Consider the following 18628-nt stretch of genomic DNA (forward strand, 5'->3'; position numbering starts at 1 on the left):
GAGAGTGGAAAAAGGAGATATTTTATATAGAAATTATTCGGGTACGATTGAAGAACATCTTATCGATTTTGACCCTGACTCATTTCGATACGAATATGAAAAAAACGTCAAACGAAATATTCATCTTACGGTTTATTTAACGAATCGCAACAGCGGCGTTTACAAAGGGCTTTCAGAAGAAGCCTTTTTGATTTGGAAAGGGGAGACTTACACAATCAAAGAGTGTAATCCTCAGCAGCAGGGTGACGTTCAATTTAAAGAAATTGCTGCGCAGCATATCTCATTTGGCTGTGCAGACCACGTCAATTATGACAAAGTGGAGCCCGAACGAGTCTATACGATTTCACAATATTTGGCATTTGGCAATACAGGGCAAGAGCTGGGCTATACGATTGAGACGAGGGGGGATTTTCCAACTGTCTCTTTTTCGGGAGTCGGGCAACAATCATTATTAGAATTTGTGCAAACTGCCGCCGAAAAATTCGGAGGTATTTTTTTCGCAAATAACAAGCATCTAGTGATTTATTCAAAAGAGGAGTGGGACGAATATAAGGGTAAAGATTTGCGTTATCAGTTTAATACCGACAACGTGAAATTGTACTCAAATACGTACAATCTAAAGACGTATATTAAAGGTTTTGGCGCAACGAAAGAAAATGGAACGGTTGTAGAAGCGGTTTATTTATCGCCAAATGCAAATAAATATGGACGGCGTAAAGCCGAACCTGTAACGGACGACCGTTTTTATTATGCGCAGCCGCTTATGGAATATCTCAAGACTAAAATACTTGACGTACCCGAGACTTCTTTAGAAATAACGTATACAGGTGATGAGGAGATTAGCGAAAATGAACAGCTTTTTTTTATCCACGAAACGATGGGCTACGAAAGTATGCTGAGTTTAGAACGGTATACGGGGTACCACCCGTATACGAACAAGCCACCAGATGTCGGCTTTGACAATAAATTAGCGGATATGGTTGATATTCAGCGTCAAGCACATAAACGCTATAACAACATGAATACGCGTCTTGAAAGCACCCGTTACGAAGTTAAACAAGTGACAGGGATTGCAAATACCGCTTTAAGCGGCGATGTGGTAGGTGAAGTAACGTGACAAAAATTATTTTTTTGAAAAATAAAGCCGGAGAGCAATTTTATGCAAAAACACATAAACAGGCAATTGACGGACTGAACGAGGCGACAGCAGACGCTAACGGATTGATGAGTGCAGTAGATAAACAGAAATTGGACTCTTTAGCTGTAAATCCAGAACTGTCCTATATATTAACTTCGCCATCAGGCTTATTATTTAAACTCATCGTAGACGATGAAGGTTTGCTCTCAACTGAAAAAGTAGAGGAAGGAGGAACAGTATAATGGAAAAATTAAACAGACAAGATAATGCTATACAAGGCGCATCATGGCGCATGAAAATAAATGAAAACTGGGACAGACTAGAAAAGGCTATCGGCGTAGACGATATTTTAAGCCCTGCTGAGGTTGTGAGTAAAAATCTCCCGATAAGACCGGAAGACTTGGAAGGCGCCATCGTTTCCAACTATTTCAATCCTGCTACGATAACTCAAGATGTCTCAATCACTAATCTCACGGGGGAGGTCGTCACGGCCGTTGGGGCAAATATCAGTGAATATATACGTGTAAAAGGCGCTAGCGTATTAGGCTGTAACTATGCCTTTAATACAGCTGGTTGTTTCTACGATGCTAATTTTAAATATGTGGGTTATGCACGTTTTATCACCTCAGCATCGCCAAATTGGTATACCTGCCCTGTTCCAGAAAAAGCGGAATATTTCAGAGCGGTTGTTACCACAACCACACTCAATAAATACATGTTGACTTTGTCGGCAGATAAACAAATCTATACGGAGTATAAGGTTTCGATCCCGTGGCTTAAAAAACCAAGTTCGCTGAACGGACTAAAACTAATTACGTTTGGCGATAGCATAACTTGGCAGGACGGGCAGACGATTAACGGTGTATTGTTCCGAGGATACCAGACCTATCTTCGTGAAGCGGGCGCAGAGGTCGTTAATGAAGGTATTGGGAATATGACGCTCGCGAAAAACACGAAAGTAGGCGCAGAAGAGCTTTACTTGTATAAAAAAATCGTCATGGAAGAATATGATTTGACGGGCGTTGACGCCGTAATCATCGCTTGCGGCACAAACGATGTAGGCTTTAATGTTCAACTAGGAGACGCGGGAGGGATTTCTGATGAAACGTGGGATACGACAACGTCTCTGGGAGCTTTACGCGCTATATTGGAATATATTCGCTCAAACTTCCCAAGTGTGAATATTTACTTGATGACACCTCTTCAAAACAAAACAAGGGATATGGAAAAACACGAATTTATTTCCGATGGTATTATCACACTGGGAGGCTATTACGGCGCTCCCGCGTTAGATTTATTCCGTGAATCGGGATTAGGTAAGTATACCTTCGATTTGTACACGCGCGACGGGTTACACCCAAATAATGACGGTTATGCTAAATACAGCGCGCTCATTGTCCGCTTCTTGGAAACGGAAATGTCTGTCCGTGATGACGTAACACCTGTTAAATTGCAGCTCGATACGCATGTAGCGGATACTACGCGGCATATTTTAGCGAGCGAGCGGACAGCTTGGAATGCGAAGGAGACCCCTCAAGGGTCGCAAAATAAAGCGAATCTAGCGGAGTCCAATGCGAAAGGCTATACAGACTCTTTTTATCAAAGGAAAAATATTCTCACGTCAACAGGGATTTACTTATTTGATGGTCAGAGCTACTCGTGGGACCATTCCAAAATGATGGACGGGCTATGGATTGAAGTAGTTCGCTATACGCCCGGAACGGGTGCCCTGACGTACGGGCATCATGAATTTTTTGTTTCTAAATCGCTCATAGAGCGGAACTTAGGTGAAATTTGCTGGTCCCCAATGCCGTCTTCACCTGACGGCGAGAAAAAAGAAATTATTTTTTCGATAAGCGGCACAACAGGAACCTTAACGGGTACAGCCGCAAATTCGCAAGCGCCTAGCAGCGGTTGGGTGATAACCAAAATTGACTACGTATAAAAAGGAGGAGGATGAAATGGTACAAGCTTATGTAAAAGTCACGGACAGTGGCTATGTAACAGAATGGAGCCTTTCAGAACAAGAGGGCTTTCAACAAATTGAAACGGAGAAATCGCTAATTACTAATGTTGATTGCGTTCAGGTGGTCGATGGTGTTGCAGTTTTGGATGAAGAAAAGCAAGCAAAAATCATTCAGGATACTCAGAAGCCTACGGATTTTGACTTGATGAAGCAACAAAACGCGGCTCTCATGATGCAGTTAGCCGAACAAAATCATGTTACAGAGCAACTGAAACAGATGAACGCCCAGTCTGCTTTTTCACAAGCGGATCTAGACGAGCGTTTGAAAAAGTTGGAGGGAGTGGAGACGGAATGAATTATCCAAAAGCGCGAGATATTAAAATATTCTACGACTGGGGCATGTACACCAAGGAGGATGTCGCAAAATTTGTGGGATTTGGCACCATAACCGAAAGGGAATACCAGGAAATCACAGGAGAAGCTTACACGAAGTGAGCTTCTTTTTTATTTTGCAACTTAGACAAGTCTAAAAGTGAGGAGGAGGGTTTGAGTTGCAAGCGAGTTTCAAAGATGGTGATTTAGTAATTATAGTCACCGTAAAAGGCGTGAACGAGAAGAATAGCTCCAGTGCGCGGCGCTTAATTGCTACGGTGCACGAGACTTTGACGAAAAATATAAAATGATAGATGGAGGTGATGAGATGATTCAGCTGTTGCAAAAACGCAAAGCCCTTTTTCCGGTGATGCTGTCTATTCAGACTTTTCTTTACGGGATGTATATCCTTATTCACCCGCATTTTTTGAATGTAGAAGGTCCATTCGGGTTCGTTATCAATGTCTTAGACGATATGTGGATGGGTGGTATATTTGTAACATTAGGAGTTCTATACGCTTATTCTAGTGTTGAACAAAAATTCAAACTCAAACAAATTTCAGCCGTTGCTACCTTCACGCTATGGTCTTTCTACTTCTTTTCTTTTTTTACAAGAGAGCTTTTAGGGAGTCAAAACTCTGCATGGTTGCTCATTCTCACTATTCTAATGTTTATGTACTACGAATTACGAACGGGGGACTACAGATGAGCGGAGCAGCTATTCTAGGATTAATCGGAACTTTATTCTCGTCAGCGCTTGCAGCAGTTTTTGGCTATTTAGGCATTCGTAAAAAGTCTAAACTTGATGTTGAAGCGATATTTACAGCAGAAATGAAAACCATTTTAGCCGAGTACAAAGACCAAATCAACGAGTTGAAAGCGGAAGTGGGAAAGTTGAAAGATGAAATTAACCTTTTACGAGCCGAAAATAAAAATCTAAGGAGTGGTCAAAAATGAAAAAAATCAACTGGAAAGTACGTTTTAAAAACAAGACTTGGGTAGTTGCAATGATTGCAGCTATCCTTTTTGTTATTCAGTCTACATTATACGTATTTGGTATCATGTGGGACTATAACGAATTGCTACAACGTCTTATTACAGTCGTGACGGGATTATTTGCGCTTTGGGGGCTAGTCATCGACCCAACCACAAAAGGAAGCTCAGACAGCTCACAAGTGCTTGATTATGAAAAAACACGAGGTGAAGAGTAATGAGTTATAAAGTTGAAAAGAAATTTATAAATGGTCTACCAAAAACAAAATTAAAAGCCAAAAACTTTATCGTCGCACATGAGACATCAAACCCTAACTCAACAATTGATAACGAAGTGGCTTATATGTCCCGAAATTGGCAAAATGCATTTGTGACGCATTTTGTAGGAGGTGGCGGACGCGTGGTTCAGATTGCACCTACTGGCTATGCGAGCTGGGGATGTGGTTCGAAAGGAAACGCCTACGCCTATGCTCAAGTGGAACTCTGTCGTGCAAAAGATAAGGCGACTTTCCAAAAAGACTATACAGCTTATTGCCAATTACTGGTTAATTTGGCTAAAGAGGCGGGTATTCCCATCACGTTGGATAGCGGAAGTGGTGTAGGAAATCGCGGGATTAAATCGCATGACTGGATACGCGCAAAGCTCGGAGGAACTACGCATACAGATCCCTATGGCTATTTGAGACAGTGGGGGATTTCAAAAGATCAATTTGAAAAGGATTTGAAGAATGTGGCAAATGGAAAAGTCAAGAACCCAAACGCCATTGCCGCAAAAGTGCAGGACGTTGCGCCTCTCTTACCGAATGCGAAATTCAAGGGACAAACTCCAATTAGATTGTGGAAGTCGGGTACCAAAATTAAAGTCCGGAAACATTCAAAATATTGGTATAAAACGTATGTTAATGTCAACGGGAAAATGACGCTTGGCTATGTTTACCATAGTTTTCTAACTAAAGTAGGGAAGCCGAACAGAAAAGGGCAGATTAGTGCAACTGTGAAAGCCTTCGCGATTTTTTGGGATAACGAAGAATTGAATGGCGGTCAAGTTTTGACATATAAACCCGGAGCGAAATTGAAGCATTATCCTACGAGAAACGGCTTGAAATCAGCGTATTTTTTAAAACAGAAAAAAATATTTTACACAACGACTTATTGGCTTAAATAACCCTTCGCCTCATCCTTCAGGATGGGGCGTTTTTTTTATGTATTTCTATCGAAAATTCACAAATCATCCGCATACTATTTTTTTCTATGTTAAACTAGAAAGACAGGAGGTGAATTTTTTAATGAAAGATATACATTATCAGGAAGATGACTTTGAAAAAGCGAAAAAAAGCATCGGCAACCTCATCGGGAAGGGTGCTTGGGGAAAGGGTGCAATCGACTGTTTAAAGGATGCTTCCAAGAATTTAGAAGAAGTAGAAAAAGATATTCGTACATATGATTCAGACGGCGCCATCTCCTTCCAACATACGGACCAAAAAGCCCAGTACCAAGAGCTTTTTGAAGATTTCGATGTCCTCTACCGCTTTTCCGACCAAATCGGCGAAATCGTCAAAAATACGATCGACCGCCCCTTTTATGAAAAGCTAGATGATTTTGTGGAAGGCATGCGCAACCTAGATGCCACCACTTTCACAACGGAAAACCGCATCGGCGCAACAAGAACAAGCATGGAATTTGTCAACAGTTCCACACAAAAACAAGTCGAAGTCCCGAAAAGCAAAGTAAGCCTCGACGATTTATTCAGCGGGAGCGCATTTTATGCGAATCAAATGAAAGCGCAGTTTGATGCGTGGAAAAAGACCCATAAAGGGGAAGACGTCAGCCGCCAAGACTTTCAAGCCGCGATGCTAAATTCCCGCGCCTTCACCTATACGTCCATCAAAGACGAACAACAGAAGCAAGAATTTTGGGTGAACATCGCCGCCACAGTGGTCATTATCGGGGTTGCCGTCTTCTGCCCTCCAGCCGGTCTAGCCCTTGGTGCCACTTACGGCGTCCTCGAAATGGGCACCGCGCTTACAGGAAAAGACTGGGTAAGCGGCCGCGAGCTTGATACCTCCGAACGCGCGATGCGCGGAAGTTTTGCCTTACTCGACGTCTTGCCCGGCGTCAAAGCCCTATCTGGCGGCGTACAAACCATGCGCACAGGAAGCCGTTTAGCGAGCCTAAGCGATACATTCGTGCACGGAGTAAAAAGCGCCCCAACCCAACTCGGCGACATCACAAAAATCGGCCAAACCCAAATACGCACACGCATCAAGAGCCTAAAAAACGTCACCCAAGACGCCTTACAAAGCGCCACCCAAAAAGGCATCCAAGGTTTAGACAAAGTGGGGCAAACCGCGACAACCATGAAAGGCTCCCTCAATTTGCCTCCAAGGCAAAACCTAGCCTTAGCCGGAATGGGCGGCATCCCAACCCAAGCCCCATCCCAAATCACACAAGGGACGGAAAACCTCAAAGACATCCTCCAGAAATTTGACGTGAACTTGAGTGGTAAAGGAAAACAGGCGGATGGTATAATAAAAGGAGCTGGTGGGACTGCAAATGGTGTGCCGACTGCATTTAAGCAAATGGAATTTACTAGTTCATATGAAACGCGCATAGGTCAGACACCTGCAGTTGGTAATAAAAAAGTTCAATTTGAGGGCGCACGAGGAGAATCGCTATGTACCTTAAAACCACCCCCAGACTCAAAATTAGAAAGTTTGTTAAAAGATGCGGGTGTAGGTGGCGTTACCTATAAGAATGGCGTTCCCGATTTTACCCCGTTCTCTAAAGCAGAAGTTGAAATTGATCATATGCTTGGTGGAAAAGGAACAATGGGTAATAAAGCTAGAGATTTAAATTTTCAGCAAGCAAATTCAAAATTAGCGAAAGAACTGAATAATTCATCAGAACTGGCTAAATCATTTGGTATGGAGCCTGGTAATATAAAGCCATCTGATATTGAAAAATATAGGGTGAAAAACAACTTAACTTGGCATGAACTAAACGACTGCAAGACAATACAACTTGTACCATCGGAAATTAATAGTTCGTTTGGTCATCTTGGCGGAGTGGGGGAAATAAATACAGGCGCATTTATAAAATAGGATAAGGAGTTTTATGTATGAAAATTAATGATGAAATTTTTGGACAGTTAGAATTTGATTATTCTTGGTCAAAAGATAGCAAAATTGACTTTTATGGTAAAGAAGTTGAGATAGTTATTTTAATCGCAGGAGATGAAGATGCAGAATTTGAAAAAGAACAATATGACGCCTATAAGGTGTTTATGGATAATTGGACTGATGTCCAAAAGACGTTATTGAATCCTATTTTAGATTATTATAGAGAAGAAAGAAAAAACCGTGGATATGATGTTGAACTAAATGAAGACTATCCAAATATCTCTACAACAGGAGAACTATTAAATCATATTACATTAGTGGGAATAAAGGTTCCTTATGGAGAAATATATGGTGGAAGAAGTATAGGTATAAGTTTTGATTGTACATGGGATTCTGAGAATGGATTAGGCTTGCGATTAAGTGATGAAGAAGTGATAAAAGTAGGCTATCAGGATGTCGCAATCTAAGGATAACTCTTTAAGACGAATATAAAAAAATCTATTTCATAAACACTTCTATTTTGCCAGATTCTGAGGGCGATGAAGAAAATCTTTTACTAGTAATGTAGATAGGTTATATCCCTAAAGTGATAAAGCTTTAACTAGTAAATGTGTTAGTTTGTAGTGTGCTTAACTCTAAAAAACAAAGCAAAATTGCATGTAACTGAATGACTTTAAAAGAATCAACTTTATCTTACTTTATAGGAGGGAAATAAATGTACGATAATTTATATAAGATAATTAAAAAGAATGAGATAATAGGCGATTTTACATATGCTAAAGTAAATGAAGAAACGTTGACAGAGGCTGAAAGTGAACTTGGGATTATTATTTCGGATGCATATAAATGGTTTTTGAAAAAGTTTGGACATGGGAGCATTGGAGGAATAGAAATTTTAGGAGTAGGAAAGAATGGGAAAATGGCTTTTGTTAGTGAGACTCTAAAATATCGTTCGTATGGTTTACCGAAAGATTTAATCGTCATTGAAAATTGTGATGAATGGGTTTATTGTCTAGACTCAAAAACAAATAAAGTTGTTATGTGGTCTCAGGGGGAATTAGAAGGTAGCGTTGCCTATCAGAATTTTGAAATATATCTACTGGATAGAATTAATGATATGATTGAAAATATGTAATTTCACTGAAAAGATACCCACTCTTTTGTAAACAGTATTAGTGGTGAATAACTCAAACTAGATATTTTTAAGGAAGCAGGAGCCTATTCAATTATGAAATAATCCGTAACAGACATTATTTTGTCGTTATGGATTATTTATTTTATTCTAGGCGTGACTTCATCTGTAATTTACAAGCAAACTTGATGAAACTGTTAAAGTTTCTGGAAGAGCCAACTTCATAGTGCGAAATGGGAAACATATAGATTAAGGAGGTTATGAGAAATGGACACAGAAAAATTTTACGCTTTGAATAGTTATGAAAAAGTCGAGCATTTATTAAAAACAAGTGAAAATTTAATTCCTTATTTTTCAACAAAAGAATATCAAAGCTATGCAACTTTTTGTATTGAAGCATGTTGGAATTGGTTGAAAAACAAGGAAAAAGATGGAGAATATCTATATAACTTATTAGATGACGAAAGTGAAGGACTTGTTTCAATTCAATACTCAGCGAAATTAGATAAAGATAATAATATCTGGAGCTGCATAATTGATGCAGTTGCCTATACTAGTAGGAAAGCATATGAAGCCGAGGAGACTCGCTATTTTCCAGAGCCAATCGCTTTAGTAGAAGATTCCATAATAGAACATTTTAATGATTGCTTAAATCAAGTAGGAGGAAATATGTTATAAAAAGTGAAAAAGTGTGTACTCAACGAGGGTCTAAAATTTGTTTAATTATAGGTTTCTTGACAAGTACAGGAGGAAAGATTTATGAATATAGAAGAAGCAAAGCAGATTTTATTGAAAGAACAGTTACATGGATATAATTGGTTCAACGAAGGTCCTGTTAATCCAAATGATGTATTAATATATAAAAATGAAAATGGCTGGGTTGTGGCAGCGGCTGATGAAAGAGCTTCGATTGTAGACACTTCTATCGCTTACTTTGACAATGAATCTGACGCTCTAAAAAACTTCATTAAAAAAGTTAGGCTAGAAAAAATATTAAATGAGTGAAAAATATATAGAATATAAGGAAGAGTTAGGGGCACGGGAAAAGGAAAAGATGATGCAAATCATTTGACCTCGTCCTTTTTGGACGGGGTCTTTTTTATGTAACGTTATGTAATGCTACATAATGTTAAGAATTAAAATCCAAAGTCTCAGCCCCATTTCAGCCCCAAACAGAAAAAATAGTAGGCAGATGAAAAAATTAAAACTCTCAGAACATTGATGTTAAAGGGTTTTTCAGGTTAAAAATATTCCTTAAAATCCATACCCCTAAACTCCCTAGATGTTTTGGGTGGTACTCTTTGTAGTGCTGCTCTTTTTTTGTATAAAAAAAGCCGGAGAGCTTCCGGCTTTTGGGGATTGTGATAATTTTTAAAGAAACATTAATACTCCAGCCATAACACTTGAAAGAACGATGGCGATAAGCATCAGAATGACCACAAAACGTACAAATTTTTTGTTGGACATGTAGCGTAAGCTCCTCTCGAAACATTGTTACCTTATTTTACCAAGATAGTAGTAACTGTTCAAGCGGAATTATGTTATTCTATATAAAAACAAGGAAAGAAGGAGAAAATGATGACCGCATCCGATTTTTTTGAAAAGCTCGTACAAATTTATTCTCCGTCGTATCACGAAGCGGAAATACTGGATTATATTGCGTCAGAACTAAAAAAGCGGAATGTAGAGATACTTGTTAAATCGGATGGCGGAATTATTGCACGCTTAGAAAAAACAGCTGAACATTTTCCAGCGCTTTTCTTTAATGCCCACGTGGATACAGCTACAAACGGGAAGATTCCGGTGCTTCAAAAACAAAACGGGGTATACTTAAGCACAAATGGTTTTTTAGGCGCGGATGATAAAGCAGGTGTCGCTGTAATGCTCGAGCTAATCGACACGCTACAAATGAGTTCAGAAGCGAAGCACGGGACACTTGAATTCATTTTTTCAACCCAAGAAGAGGTAGGAATGCTAGGGGCGAAAATGCTCGATTTAAGTGTGCTAACGTCACGCTTCGGGTATTCGCTGGACGCACCAGGAAAAGTAGGAACCTTTCAAATTGTCGGCGAGTCACATGTTGTGCTCGATTTTACAATTATCCAAGACTTCAAAAAATCGCAAATTTCAGCGATTAATGTAGCGAGAGCCATTATCCATAAATTAAAGCAAGTCAATTTGCCACAAGCCATAAAGCATGAGGTAAAGCAATTTGAAGGTGCGATTAATGAAAATGCTGATGAAACTGTTTTCATGAAGTTGGTGCTTTCTGGCTATATGCCGCTTGAAGAATTGATGCCCTACATGGAAGAAGTGAAGCAACTATTTTTTGAGGCGGGTATCAAATACGATGTTGAAATGGAAGGGGAGTCACATGTCACACATCCCGGCTTTCGCTTGGAGGAGCGCCACCATAGTGTAGCATTGTTAAAACAGGCGCTAAACCATTTAAAATGGCAAAGCGAACAGATTTTTTATGCAGGCGGATCAGACGCGAGTATTTTTAACGAGCGCGGGCTTGTGACCGTACTTCTATCTGCAGGGTATCAAAATCCGCATTCAGAGGATGAACAAATTTCTGAAAACACGCTTGAAAGGTTAACGGAACTGGTTTTAGCCCTTGTTTTATCCGGAGAAAATTTTGGGGAAGCAATTTCTTTTTCAAAAAATTTATAAAATGTTATGAGTGGCTAGAAACATTCATTTGCTGTGGTTCCCAATATTTGGTATAGTAGAGTGGTTGAAAGAAAATGAAAGACAGAGACTTCTGCCTGAAAAATACGAGGAAGGGAAGAATTTTCATATGGCAAAACAAGAAATTGGCGTTATTGGAATGGGTGTAATGGGGCGTAACCTTGCACTAAATATTGAAAGTCGCGGGCATACTGTGTCGATTTTCAACCGTTCTACTGAAAAAACAAAAGCGGTTATGGAAGCGAATCCGGATAAAAAACTAGTTCCGACTTATAGTTTAGAGGAGTTTGTGGAGTCACTTGAAGTACCGCGCCGTATTTTGATTATGGTTCAAGCAGGTAATGCGACGGACATGATGATTGATGCGGTTAAACCTTTCCTAACAGAAGGCGATATTTTAATTGACGGCGGAAATGCATTCTTTGAAGATACCATTCGTCGCAACAAAGAATTGAGTGAAGAAGGTTTCAACTTCATCGGAACAGGCGTTTCTGGTGGTGAAGAGGGCGCACTAAAAGGCCCATCTATTATGCCAGGGGGACAAAGAAAAGCATACGATTTAGTTGCCCCAATTTTACGCGAAATCGCAGCGGTTGCTAACGGTGAACCATGTGTGACTTACATTGGTCCAGACGGCGCTGGTCACTACGTTAAAATGGTGCATAACGGCATCGAATATGGTGACATGCAACTTATTGCAGAAGCCTATACCATCTTAAAAGATATTGTTGGTTTAAATCACGATGAATTAGCAGACGTTTTCGCAGAATGGAACGAAGGCGAACTAGATAGCTACTTAATTGAAATTACAAAGAACATTTTAACTGTGCGTGATGATGAAACTGGAAAGCCAATTGTGGATGTTATTTTAGATAAAGCTGGTCAAAAAGGTACAGGTAAATGGACGAGCCAAAGTGCGCTTGATTTAGGTGTGCCGCTTTCGCTTATTACAGAATCTGTTTTCGCGCGCTATATTTCGGCGCTTAAAGATGAACGGACACATGCAAGTACCATTTTAAGCGGTCCAACTTATCATTTTGATGGAGATAAAAAAGCGTTTGTTGAATCTGTACGTCGTGCGCTATACTTCAGTAAAATCGCTTCTTATGCCCAAGGGTTTGCTCAAATGAAAGCAGCGAGTGATGAGTATGAGTGGGATCTTCAATACGGGGAAATTGCGAAAATTTTCCGTGCGGGTTGTATTATTCGCGCTCGTTTCTTGCAAAAAATAACAGATGCTTACAATAATGATAAACATTTAAGCAACCTTCTGTTAGATCCATATTTTAAAGATATTGCGCATAACTATCAAAATGCGCTTCGTGAAGTGGTTGCGGAGGCTGTGAAAGCTGGAATTCCAGTCCCAACCTTCACGGCAGCAATCAGCTACTATGATAGCTATCGCTCTTCAGTTCTACCAGCGAATTTAATCCAAGCACAACGCGATTATTTCGGCGCTCACACGTATGAGCGCGTTGATAAACCTGGTGTATTCCATACAGAGTGGCCAGAAGTTGACGAATAAAAAGAATTGCTAAACACATCTCTTTGAGGTGTGTTTTAGCTTGTAGAAAAACCAAAAGTATACGCAAAACAAAACGTCCCACGAAAACCAGACTACTGACAAATGGTGAGATTCTAGGCAAAGTCGAGTACCGAAGCGGAGCGTACTCGAGTACGAGAGCATCGGAACGGAGATTTTAACAACGAAGATTGTCGTTTGTCAGCAGTCTGAAACACATCTCTTTGAGGTGTGTTTTTGTTTGAAGCTAAAACATGCAATAAACTTCTGGTTTTTACAAGTTACTCTAACTGTATCATGTTTGGTTTATTAAAATTAGCTAAAAATTTATCAAAAAAGTTGTCATAAAGGGATTATTAGTTGTTTTATCTGCAAAGTTAGTTACAATAGTAATAGGTATGATGTTTTGAAACCGAAAGAGAGGTTTTTTCAGATGAGTAAAATTTTAATCGTTGAAGATGAAAAAAATTTAGCGCGTTTTATCGAACTTGAGCTTCAGCATGAAAACTATGAAACAAGAGTTGCTAATGACGGAAGAGCTGGACTAGAACTTGCACTTGAAGAAGAATGGGATGCCATTTTACTTGATTTAATGCTCCCTCATTTAAATGGTGTAGAGGTATGCCGGCGCGTTCGTCAAGTGAAGCAGACACCGATTATTATGATAACAGCTAGAGATTCCGTTATTGATCGAGTTTCTGGACTCGATCACGGAGCAGATGATTACATTGTTAAACCATTTGCTATAGAAGAACTTCTTGCGCGTTTACGCTCACTCCTTCGTCGTGTTGAAAATGCCGAGCAATCCTTAAAACAAACAACACTTGAGTATCGAGATTTAGTTGTAGAAAAGGAAAGTCGCATTGTTCGCCGCGGAGAGGAAGTTATTGATTTAACAAAAAGGGAGTACGAGTTACTTTTAACCTTAATGGAAAACATCAACATTGTTTTGACTAGAGAGGTGCTTTTAAATAAGGTTTGGGGTTACGAAACTGAAGTTGAAACGAACGTGGTGGACGTATATGTCCGTTATTTACGGAATAAAATCGACCACCCTGATGAGGAAAGTTATATTCAGACTGTTCGGGGCACAGGTTATGTGATGCGTACATGACGACAAGTAATTTTTCATTAAAGAGCCGTTCTTTAAAGTTTAAATGGACATTTGGTGCTAGTGCCGCCATTTTCCTGACCTTTTTCCTGTTCTCCTATGCAATTTATCAAGGCATCGGACAAATGCTTTTAAATGAAGAAGAGCAAAAAGTTGATTCGTTATTAGCTGAAACGACAGCGAATGAAGTCCTAAAAAGCGGCAACCTCGACAACACTGATTTGCTAGTTGAAGTTTTTGATAAAAATCCTAATATTAGTCGTAAAATTCAAGACCAAGTCATTGCGCTTTATGACGCAGATGGGCAATATATTCAAAAGTACTTTTTGACAGCCAGTAAAAAAACGGCAAACAATGATTTCACACAATATTTCAGGAAAACTAATGAACGGGTGACAAGTAAGCCCACGATTAATGGAGAAAAAATGCTGATCTCACAAGGCCCAATTACATCCATTACAGATAACTCAACTGTTATTGGCTATGTTCAAATTATTAATCCACTAACAAGCTACAATAAAATTATGGGCAAGCTACTTGTAACGATGTTCATTTTGGGCGGAGTTGCACTATTTATTAGTGGAATGCTAGGTTATTTACTCGCACAAAATTTCCTAAGCCCACTAACAAAACTTGCGAAAGGAATGAACGATGTTCGCAATAACGGTTTTCAAAAGCGGATTGAAACAACATCCAAGTCACGTGACGAGATTACTGAGCTTACTGTTATTTTTAACGACATGATGACGCGGATTGAAACAAGTTTCGAACAGCAGAAACAATTTGTAGAAGATGCCTCGCATGAGCTTAGGACGCCAGTACAAATTATGGAAGGTCACTTGAAACTGCTCAATCGCTGGGGAAAAAGTGATCCTGAAGTGTTAGATGAATCATTAAATGCTTCTTTAACCGAACTAACTCGCATGAAACGTTTAGTACAAGAAATGCTTGATTTATCACGTGCTGAACAAGTTTCTCAAACTAAGGAACTTCAAATTGTTAATGTGAATGATGTTGTGGAGCAAGTAAGACGTAATTTTGAAGTGATGTATGAAGACTTTACATTTACTTTAGAAGAGAAAGAAAAAAATCTGCATGCCATGATTCAGCATAATCATTTAGAACAGCTACTCATTATTATTATGGATAATGCAGTGAAATATTCGGACGGGGCGAAAGAAGTAAATATGAATGTTTTCAAAGTAAAAGACAAAATTCATATTTCGATTCGTGACCATGGTGTCGGAATTTCGAGCGATGAAATTGATAAAGTATTTAACCGTTTCTACCGTGTAGATAAAGCACGTAGCCGTGAAAAAGGAGGAAATGGCTTAGGTCTAGCCATTGCCAAACAACTCGTTGAAGGATATCTAGGCACAATTAGCGCGAAGAGCGAAGAAGATAACGGAACTGAAATTACAATAACATTGCCTGTCATCGTAAAAGAAGATGGTAAGGTAGCTAAATAGTAGAAAAAGCTGAGGCCGCGAGAGCCTCAGCTTTTTTATTTTTGTTTCTTTTGTTCTTCAACAATTTTTTCAAATTCACGTTCTTCTTTCGCCATTTCTTTAACTTCAGGATGTTTATTCATATAAAGTTTTTTCGTAAGTAGTGTTTGACCAGCTAAGAAAATCCCACCGACAGCCCAGTATAGTGCAAGCGCGGAAGGGGCAGAGAACGAAATAAATAAAATCATCGCGGGGGAAAGTAACCCCATAATACGCATTTGTTTCTTTTGTTCAGGCGTATACCCAATCATGGAAATAAAATATTGACCAAGATAGACGAGCCCGGCGATAATGGCTAGAATCGTGTCTGGTGAGCCTAAATTAAACCATAAGAAGGTGTGGCTTGCAATTTCTTCAGATCCACGAATTGCGTAGTAGAACGCCATTAAAATCGGCATTTGAATGAGTAGTGGTAAACAACCCATTTGCATTGGATTAATATCATATTTTTTGTAAACAGTCATCATTTCTTGTTGAATTTTCGATTGCTCTTCTTTTGTTGCAGCTCGTTTTAACCGCGCTTGAATATCATCAATTTCAGGTTTTGCAACGGCCATTTTTGACTGTATGGACATTTGTGCTTTCGCCGTACGAAGGTTAAGCGGCATGATGATGGCACGAATAATAAGGGTTGTAATAATGATAGAAATCCCGTAATTATCGTTAAAGAATGATGCCACAAACTGAATAAACCAAACAAGCGGCGCAATTAAATACGTATAGAAAAAGCCGTCCTGATTTTGCGATGGATCCATGCTACATCCAGAAAGTACGAGTAGCGCCACTGCAAGCATGCTAATAAGTATTATTTTTTTATTCTTCACTGTTCTTATTTCCTCCTAAAAGTTCATTCTGCTCATAAAACTAAGAACAATGACTCTCTTCATCATCAGACTGACTTTTTTTCAAAGTCGCAACAATCCAATTAACAACGAAACTAACATGCTCATTTACCATTTCTTTTTGCGTATCAATTGTTAAATGAGAAACATGGACTGCCTCAGCGCGCGATAACATTTTAGGTTTAAACAGTGTAATAACTGGCCAAAAACGAAATAGCGCAAGCATAAGTAGAAATGTGACAGTAAGTGACACATACTCAGGCTCTGAAAACATTTGAACAAGTATTGTCATGACGCGCATCAGCTCCTTTCTCGGTTCATTCCTTAACTATAATTCAAATAGTACTGGAATTCAAGCCCCATTTAATAGACAATATCAAAAGTTTTTGTTTCAGGAACAGGGGCACCTTTATAGATGAAAACTTCTTGGATGCGCGCACTAGGCGAAGGCCCTTTTTTTACAGCTTCAATAAATTTTTCAAGCTTATCACTTTCCGCGCGGGCAGAAATCTCAACAGAACCATCATCTAAATTTTTAACAGTACCACTAACATCATATTTGTAGGCTACATGTTTTGTCGTATAGCGAAAACCAACACCTTGTACAAAGCCAGTCACTCGAATAATTGCTGTTTCAACTGCCATTTTGACACACACCCTTCTCTTATCTTATATACTTTAGTTTAGCGCTTTTCCCCTCGAGTTTCAAAAATTTACTTTCCGCAGTCCAATTGCTATAATTTAACTATTCTGTAGTGTGGGAGATGTTTTCAATTGACTGAATGGAAGGTGCTTTTAACAACAGGTGAATACGAACCATGGTGGTTTTTTGAAGAATGGGAAGAAAATATTGTTTCAAGCTTTACTTTTGAAGAAAAAGAAGAGGCATTCTTAAAATACGGCGAACTGGCAAAAAAACTCATTTTAGGTTATCCGCACAAAGCGCTAAAGAAAAATGTTCTTTTCGCAGCATGGAACGAAGATGAGATAGCTTACTGTGAAGACTGTGAGGATGATATTCAAACATTTCACGGTTTGATTTTAATGAAAAATCATGCTGTTTATACCCCTACGAAAGTGGAGGTGGAAAAATGGTTTAGCGAGGTTAGCCCGTTTGAAATCAAGTTTTCAAATGAAGAAAGTGGGGAAGAAATTGGATAAAAAAGAAGCGCTGCTTAGAGAACGTAGAAAAGATGAACATGTGACGCTTGCTTTAAAAAACTATGAGCGGACGGAATATGTTTTTCGAGATCTACAAATTTTAGGAACATCACTTCCGCGCTTAGATGTAAAAGACGTTTCACTACAAACACAATTTGCTGGGCACACGTTTGATGTCCCTTTCTATATTAATGCCATGACTGGTGGGAGTGCCCACACAAAAAATATCAACCAAGATTTGGCGGAAATTGCGCGTGAAGTCGGCCTTGCTATGGCAGTCGGGTCACAATCTGCTGCTCTTTCAAACCCAGATTTAATTCCCACGTACGAAATTGTCCGAAAGACGCATCCAAACGGTATTTTATTTGCAAATGTAAGCCCTGAAATTTCTGTTGACCAAGCTAAGTTTGCGATTGATATGCTAGAGGCGAATATTTTACAAATCCATATTAATCCAGCGCAAGAACTTGTGATGCGTGAAGGGGACCGTAATTTTGCGCACTGGGCGGAGGCAATAAAAAAATATACGGAGCAAATAAACATTCCAATTATTGTTAAGGAAGTCGGCTTTGGTATGCGTTTTGAAACTGTTCAGCTTTTAAAAGATTTGGGTGTTCAAACTGTGGATCTTGGTGGACGTGGCGGAACTAATTTTGCAGAAATCGAAAATGACCGAAGACGGGATCAAGGCTATAATTTTATGCAAGAGTGGGGGTTAACGACGGCAGAATCTTTGCTCGATGCCAAACGCCAAGTGCTAAGCGGTACGGAGTTTATTGCTTCGGGGGGAATTAAAACGCCACTTGATATGATGAAATGCTTTATTTTAGGCGCAAAAGCAGCGGGTATTGCGGGGCTTGTCCTTCATTCTCTTAAAAAAGAAGGGAAGGAAGCAACTATTCAGAAATTGACCCTTTTTAAAGAAAATCTGCAAGCTTTATTTGTACTAGTTGATGCTAAAAATATGCAAGAAGTGTCTAACACACCACTTATTGTTAAAGGTGATTTACAAAATTTTTGTGTGGCTCGTGGAATTGATTTTCAAAAGTTGGCGAAATAAAAAGCAAAAA

Annotated in this window: 25 protein-coding genes; 21 read left to right on the plus strand and 4 right to left on the minus strand. The window is 39.4% G+C overall.

Annotated features, from left to right (window positions below; all coding sequences use genetic code 11):
* Positions 1-4 precede the first annotated feature (4 nt).
* The 15 genes from R8923_RS01000 to R8923_RS01070 all read left to right on the plus strand — a co-directional run bounded on the left by R8923_RS01000 (position 5) and on the right by R8923_RS01070 (position 9725).
* Positions 5-1117: a phage tail protein gene (locus R8923_RS01000; protein WP_485870891.1), complete on the plus strand. Its 1113-nt coding sequence runs from the start codon at positions 5-7 to the stop codon at positions 1115-1117.
* Positions 1114-1380, plus strand: a complete 267-nt coding sequence (locus tag R8923_RS01005) for a CCA-adding enzyme (RefSeq protein WP_088838929.1) — start codon at positions 1114-1116, stop codon at positions 1378-1380. The genes R8923_RS01000 and R8923_RS01005 overlap by 4 nt, the downstream gene beginning before the upstream one ends.
* Positions 1380-3083 (plus strand): SGNH/GDSL hydrolase family protein, encoded by a 1704-nt coding sequence (locus tag R8923_RS01010; protein WP_485870892.1) that lies wholly within the window; start codon positions 1380-1382, stop codon positions 3081-3083. Before R8923_RS01005 ends, R8923_RS01010 begins: the two co-directional genes overlap by 1 nt.
* Before the next feature lie 16 nt (positions 3084-3099).
* Positions 3100-3459: a hypothetical protein gene (locus tag R8923_RS01015; protein ID WP_485870893.1), complete on the plus strand. Its 360-nt coding sequence runs from the start codon at positions 3100-3102 to the stop codon at positions 3457-3459.
* The gene (locus tag R8923_RS01020) at positions 3456-3599 is read left to right on the plus strand and encodes an XkdX family protein (protein WP_485870894.1); all 144 of its coding nucleotides are present in this window, start codon (positions 3456-3458) and stop codon (positions 3597-3599) included. The genes R8923_RS01015 and R8923_RS01020 overlap by 4 nt, the downstream gene beginning before the upstream one ends.
* A 56-nt stretch (positions 3600-3655) precedes the next feature.
* Positions 3656-3787 carry a hypothetical protein gene (locus R8923_RS01025; protein WP_485870895.1) on the plus strand — a complete coding sequence of 44 codons (132 nt, stop codon included), beginning with the start codon at positions 3656-3658 and terminating at the stop codon, positions 3785-3787.
* A 17-nt stretch (positions 3788-3804) separates the two neighbouring features.
* Entirely contained in the window at positions 3805-4185 is a 381-nt protein-coding gene (locus R8923_RS01030; protein WP_485870896.1) for a hypothetical protein, read from the plus strand.
* Positions 4182-4433, plus strand: coding sequence for a hypothetical protein (locus tag R8923_RS01035; RefSeq protein ID WP_485870897.1), 252 nt, complete (start codon positions 4182-4184; stop codon positions 4431-4433). The genes R8923_RS01030 and R8923_RS01035 overlap by 4 nt, the downstream gene beginning before the upstream one ends.
* The gene (locus R8923_RS01040) at positions 4430-4687 is read left to right on the plus strand and encodes a phage holin (protein ID WP_485870898.1); all 258 of its coding nucleotides are present in this window, start codon (positions 4430-4432) and stop codon (positions 4685-4687) included. The genes R8923_RS01035 and R8923_RS01040 overlap by 4 nt, the downstream gene beginning before the upstream one ends.
* Positions 4687-5634, plus strand: a complete 948-nt coding sequence (locus tag R8923_RS01045) for an N-acetylmuramoyl-L-alanine amidase (protein WP_485870899.1) — start codon at positions 4687-4689, stop codon at positions 5632-5634. The genes R8923_RS01040 and R8923_RS01045 overlap by 1 nt, the downstream gene beginning before the upstream one ends.
* A gap of 121 nt (positions 5635-5755) precedes the next feature.
* Positions 5756-7570, plus strand: coding sequence for an HNH endonuclease (locus R8923_RS01050; RefSeq protein WP_485870900.1), 1815 nt, complete (start codon positions 5756-5758; stop codon positions 7568-7570).
* 17 nt (positions 7571-7587) lie between these two features.
* Complete coding sequence (locus R8923_RS01055) at positions 7588-8055, plus strand: DUF6985 domain-containing protein (protein WP_485870901.1); 468 nt, start codon at positions 7588-7590, stop codon at positions 8053-8055.
* 248 nt (positions 8056-8303) lie between these two features.
* A complete protein-coding gene (locus tag R8923_RS01060) occupies positions 8304-8723 on the plus strand; it encodes an SMI1/KNR4 family protein (protein WP_485870902.1) in 420 nt (139 codons plus the stop codon).
* Positions 8724-8987: 264 nt separating this feature from the next.
* Positions 8988-9398, plus strand: coding sequence for an Imm6 family immunity protein (locus R8923_RS01065; protein WP_485870903.1), 411 nt, complete (start codon positions 8988-8990; stop codon positions 9396-9398).
* 81 nt (positions 9399-9479) lie between these two features.
* Positions 9480-9725 (plus strand): hypothetical protein, encoded by a 246-nt coding sequence (locus R8923_RS01070; RefSeq protein WP_485870904.1) that lies wholly within the window; start codon positions 9480-9482, stop codon positions 9723-9725.
* A 366-nt stretch (positions 9726-10091) separates the two neighbouring features.
* Here the strand turns inward: R8923_RS01070 and prli42 are convergent, their stop codons facing one another.
* A complete protein-coding gene (gene prli42 / locus R8923_RS01075) occupies positions 10092-10187 on the minus strand; it encodes a stressosome-associated protein Prli42 (RefSeq protein WP_088809974.1) in 96 nt (31 codons plus the stop codon).
* Between the two features lie 108 nt (positions 10188-10295).
* Here prli42 and R8923_RS01080 point away from each other — a divergent pair, with 108 nt between their 5' ends.
* From R8923_RS01080 to R8923_RS01095, 4 genes are all read left to right on the plus strand, one after another.
* Positions 10296-11396, plus strand: a complete 1101-nt coding sequence (locus tag R8923_RS01080; RefSeq protein ID WP_485870905.1) for a M20/M25/M40 family metallo-hydrolase — start codon at positions 10296-10298, stop codon at positions 11394-11396.
* A 127-nt stretch (positions 11397-11523) separates the two neighbouring features.
* On the plus strand, positions 11524-12939 hold the full coding sequence (gndA, locus tag R8923_RS01085) for an NADP-dependent phosphogluconate dehydrogenase (protein ID WP_485870906.1): 1416 nt from the start codon (positions 11524-11526) through the stop codon (positions 12937-12939).
* 430 nt (positions 12940-13369) lie between these two features.
* Positions 13370-14050 carry a response regulator transcription factor gene (locus R8923_RS01090; RefSeq protein WP_485870907.1) on the plus strand — a complete coding sequence of 227 codons (681 nt, stop codon included), beginning with the start codon at positions 13370-13372 and terminating at the stop codon, positions 14048-14050.
* Complete coding sequence (locus R8923_RS01095; protein ID WP_485870908.1) at positions 14047-15516, plus strand: HAMP domain-containing sensor histidine kinase; 1470 nt, start codon at positions 14047-14049, stop codon at positions 15514-15516. The genes R8923_RS01090 and R8923_RS01095 overlap by 4 nt, the downstream gene beginning before the upstream one ends.
* Positions 15517-15551: 35 nt before the next feature.
* Here the strand turns inward: R8923_RS01095 and yidC are convergent, their stop codons facing one another.
* From yidC to R8923_RS01110, 3 genes are all read right to left on the minus strand, one after another.
* Positions 15552-16379 carry a membrane protein insertase YidC gene (gene yidC / locus R8923_RS01100; RefSeq protein ID WP_485870909.1) on the minus strand — a complete coding sequence of 276 codons (828 nt, stop codon included), beginning with the start codon at positions 16377-16379 and terminating at the stop codon, positions 15552-15554.
* Positions 16380-16419: 40 nt separating this feature from the next.
* A complete protein-coding gene (locus R8923_RS01105) occupies positions 16420-16689 on the minus strand; it encodes a hypothetical protein (RefSeq protein WP_485870910.1) in 270 nt (89 codons plus the stop codon).
* Positions 16690-16760: 71 nt separating this feature from the next.
* On the minus strand, positions 16761-17042 hold the full coding sequence (locus R8923_RS01110; RefSeq protein WP_485870911.1) for an acylphosphatase: 282 nt from the start codon (positions 17040-17042) through the stop codon (positions 16761-16763).
* 129 nt (positions 17043-17171) lie between these two features.
* Here R8923_RS01110 and R8923_RS01115 point away from each other — a divergent pair, with 129 nt between their 5' ends.
* Together R8923_RS01115 and fni are read left to right on the plus strand one after the other, a co-directional pair.
* Positions 17172-17558 (plus strand): DUF1033 family protein, encoded by a 387-nt coding sequence (locus tag R8923_RS01115; RefSeq protein WP_485870912.1) that lies wholly within the window; start codon positions 17172-17174, stop codon positions 17556-17558.
* Entirely contained in the window at positions 17551-18618 is a 1068-nt protein-coding gene (gene fni / locus R8923_RS01120) for a type 2 isopentenyl-diphosphate Delta-isomerase (protein ID WP_485870913.1), read from the plus strand. Before R8923_RS01115 ends, fni begins: the two co-directional genes overlap by 8 nt.
* Positions 18619-18628 lie beyond the last annotated feature (10 nt).

Source organism: Listeria tempestatis, assembly GCF_963575625.1.
GTDB lineage: Bacteria > Bacillota > Bacilli > Lactobacillales > Listeriaceae > Listeria > Listeria tempestatis.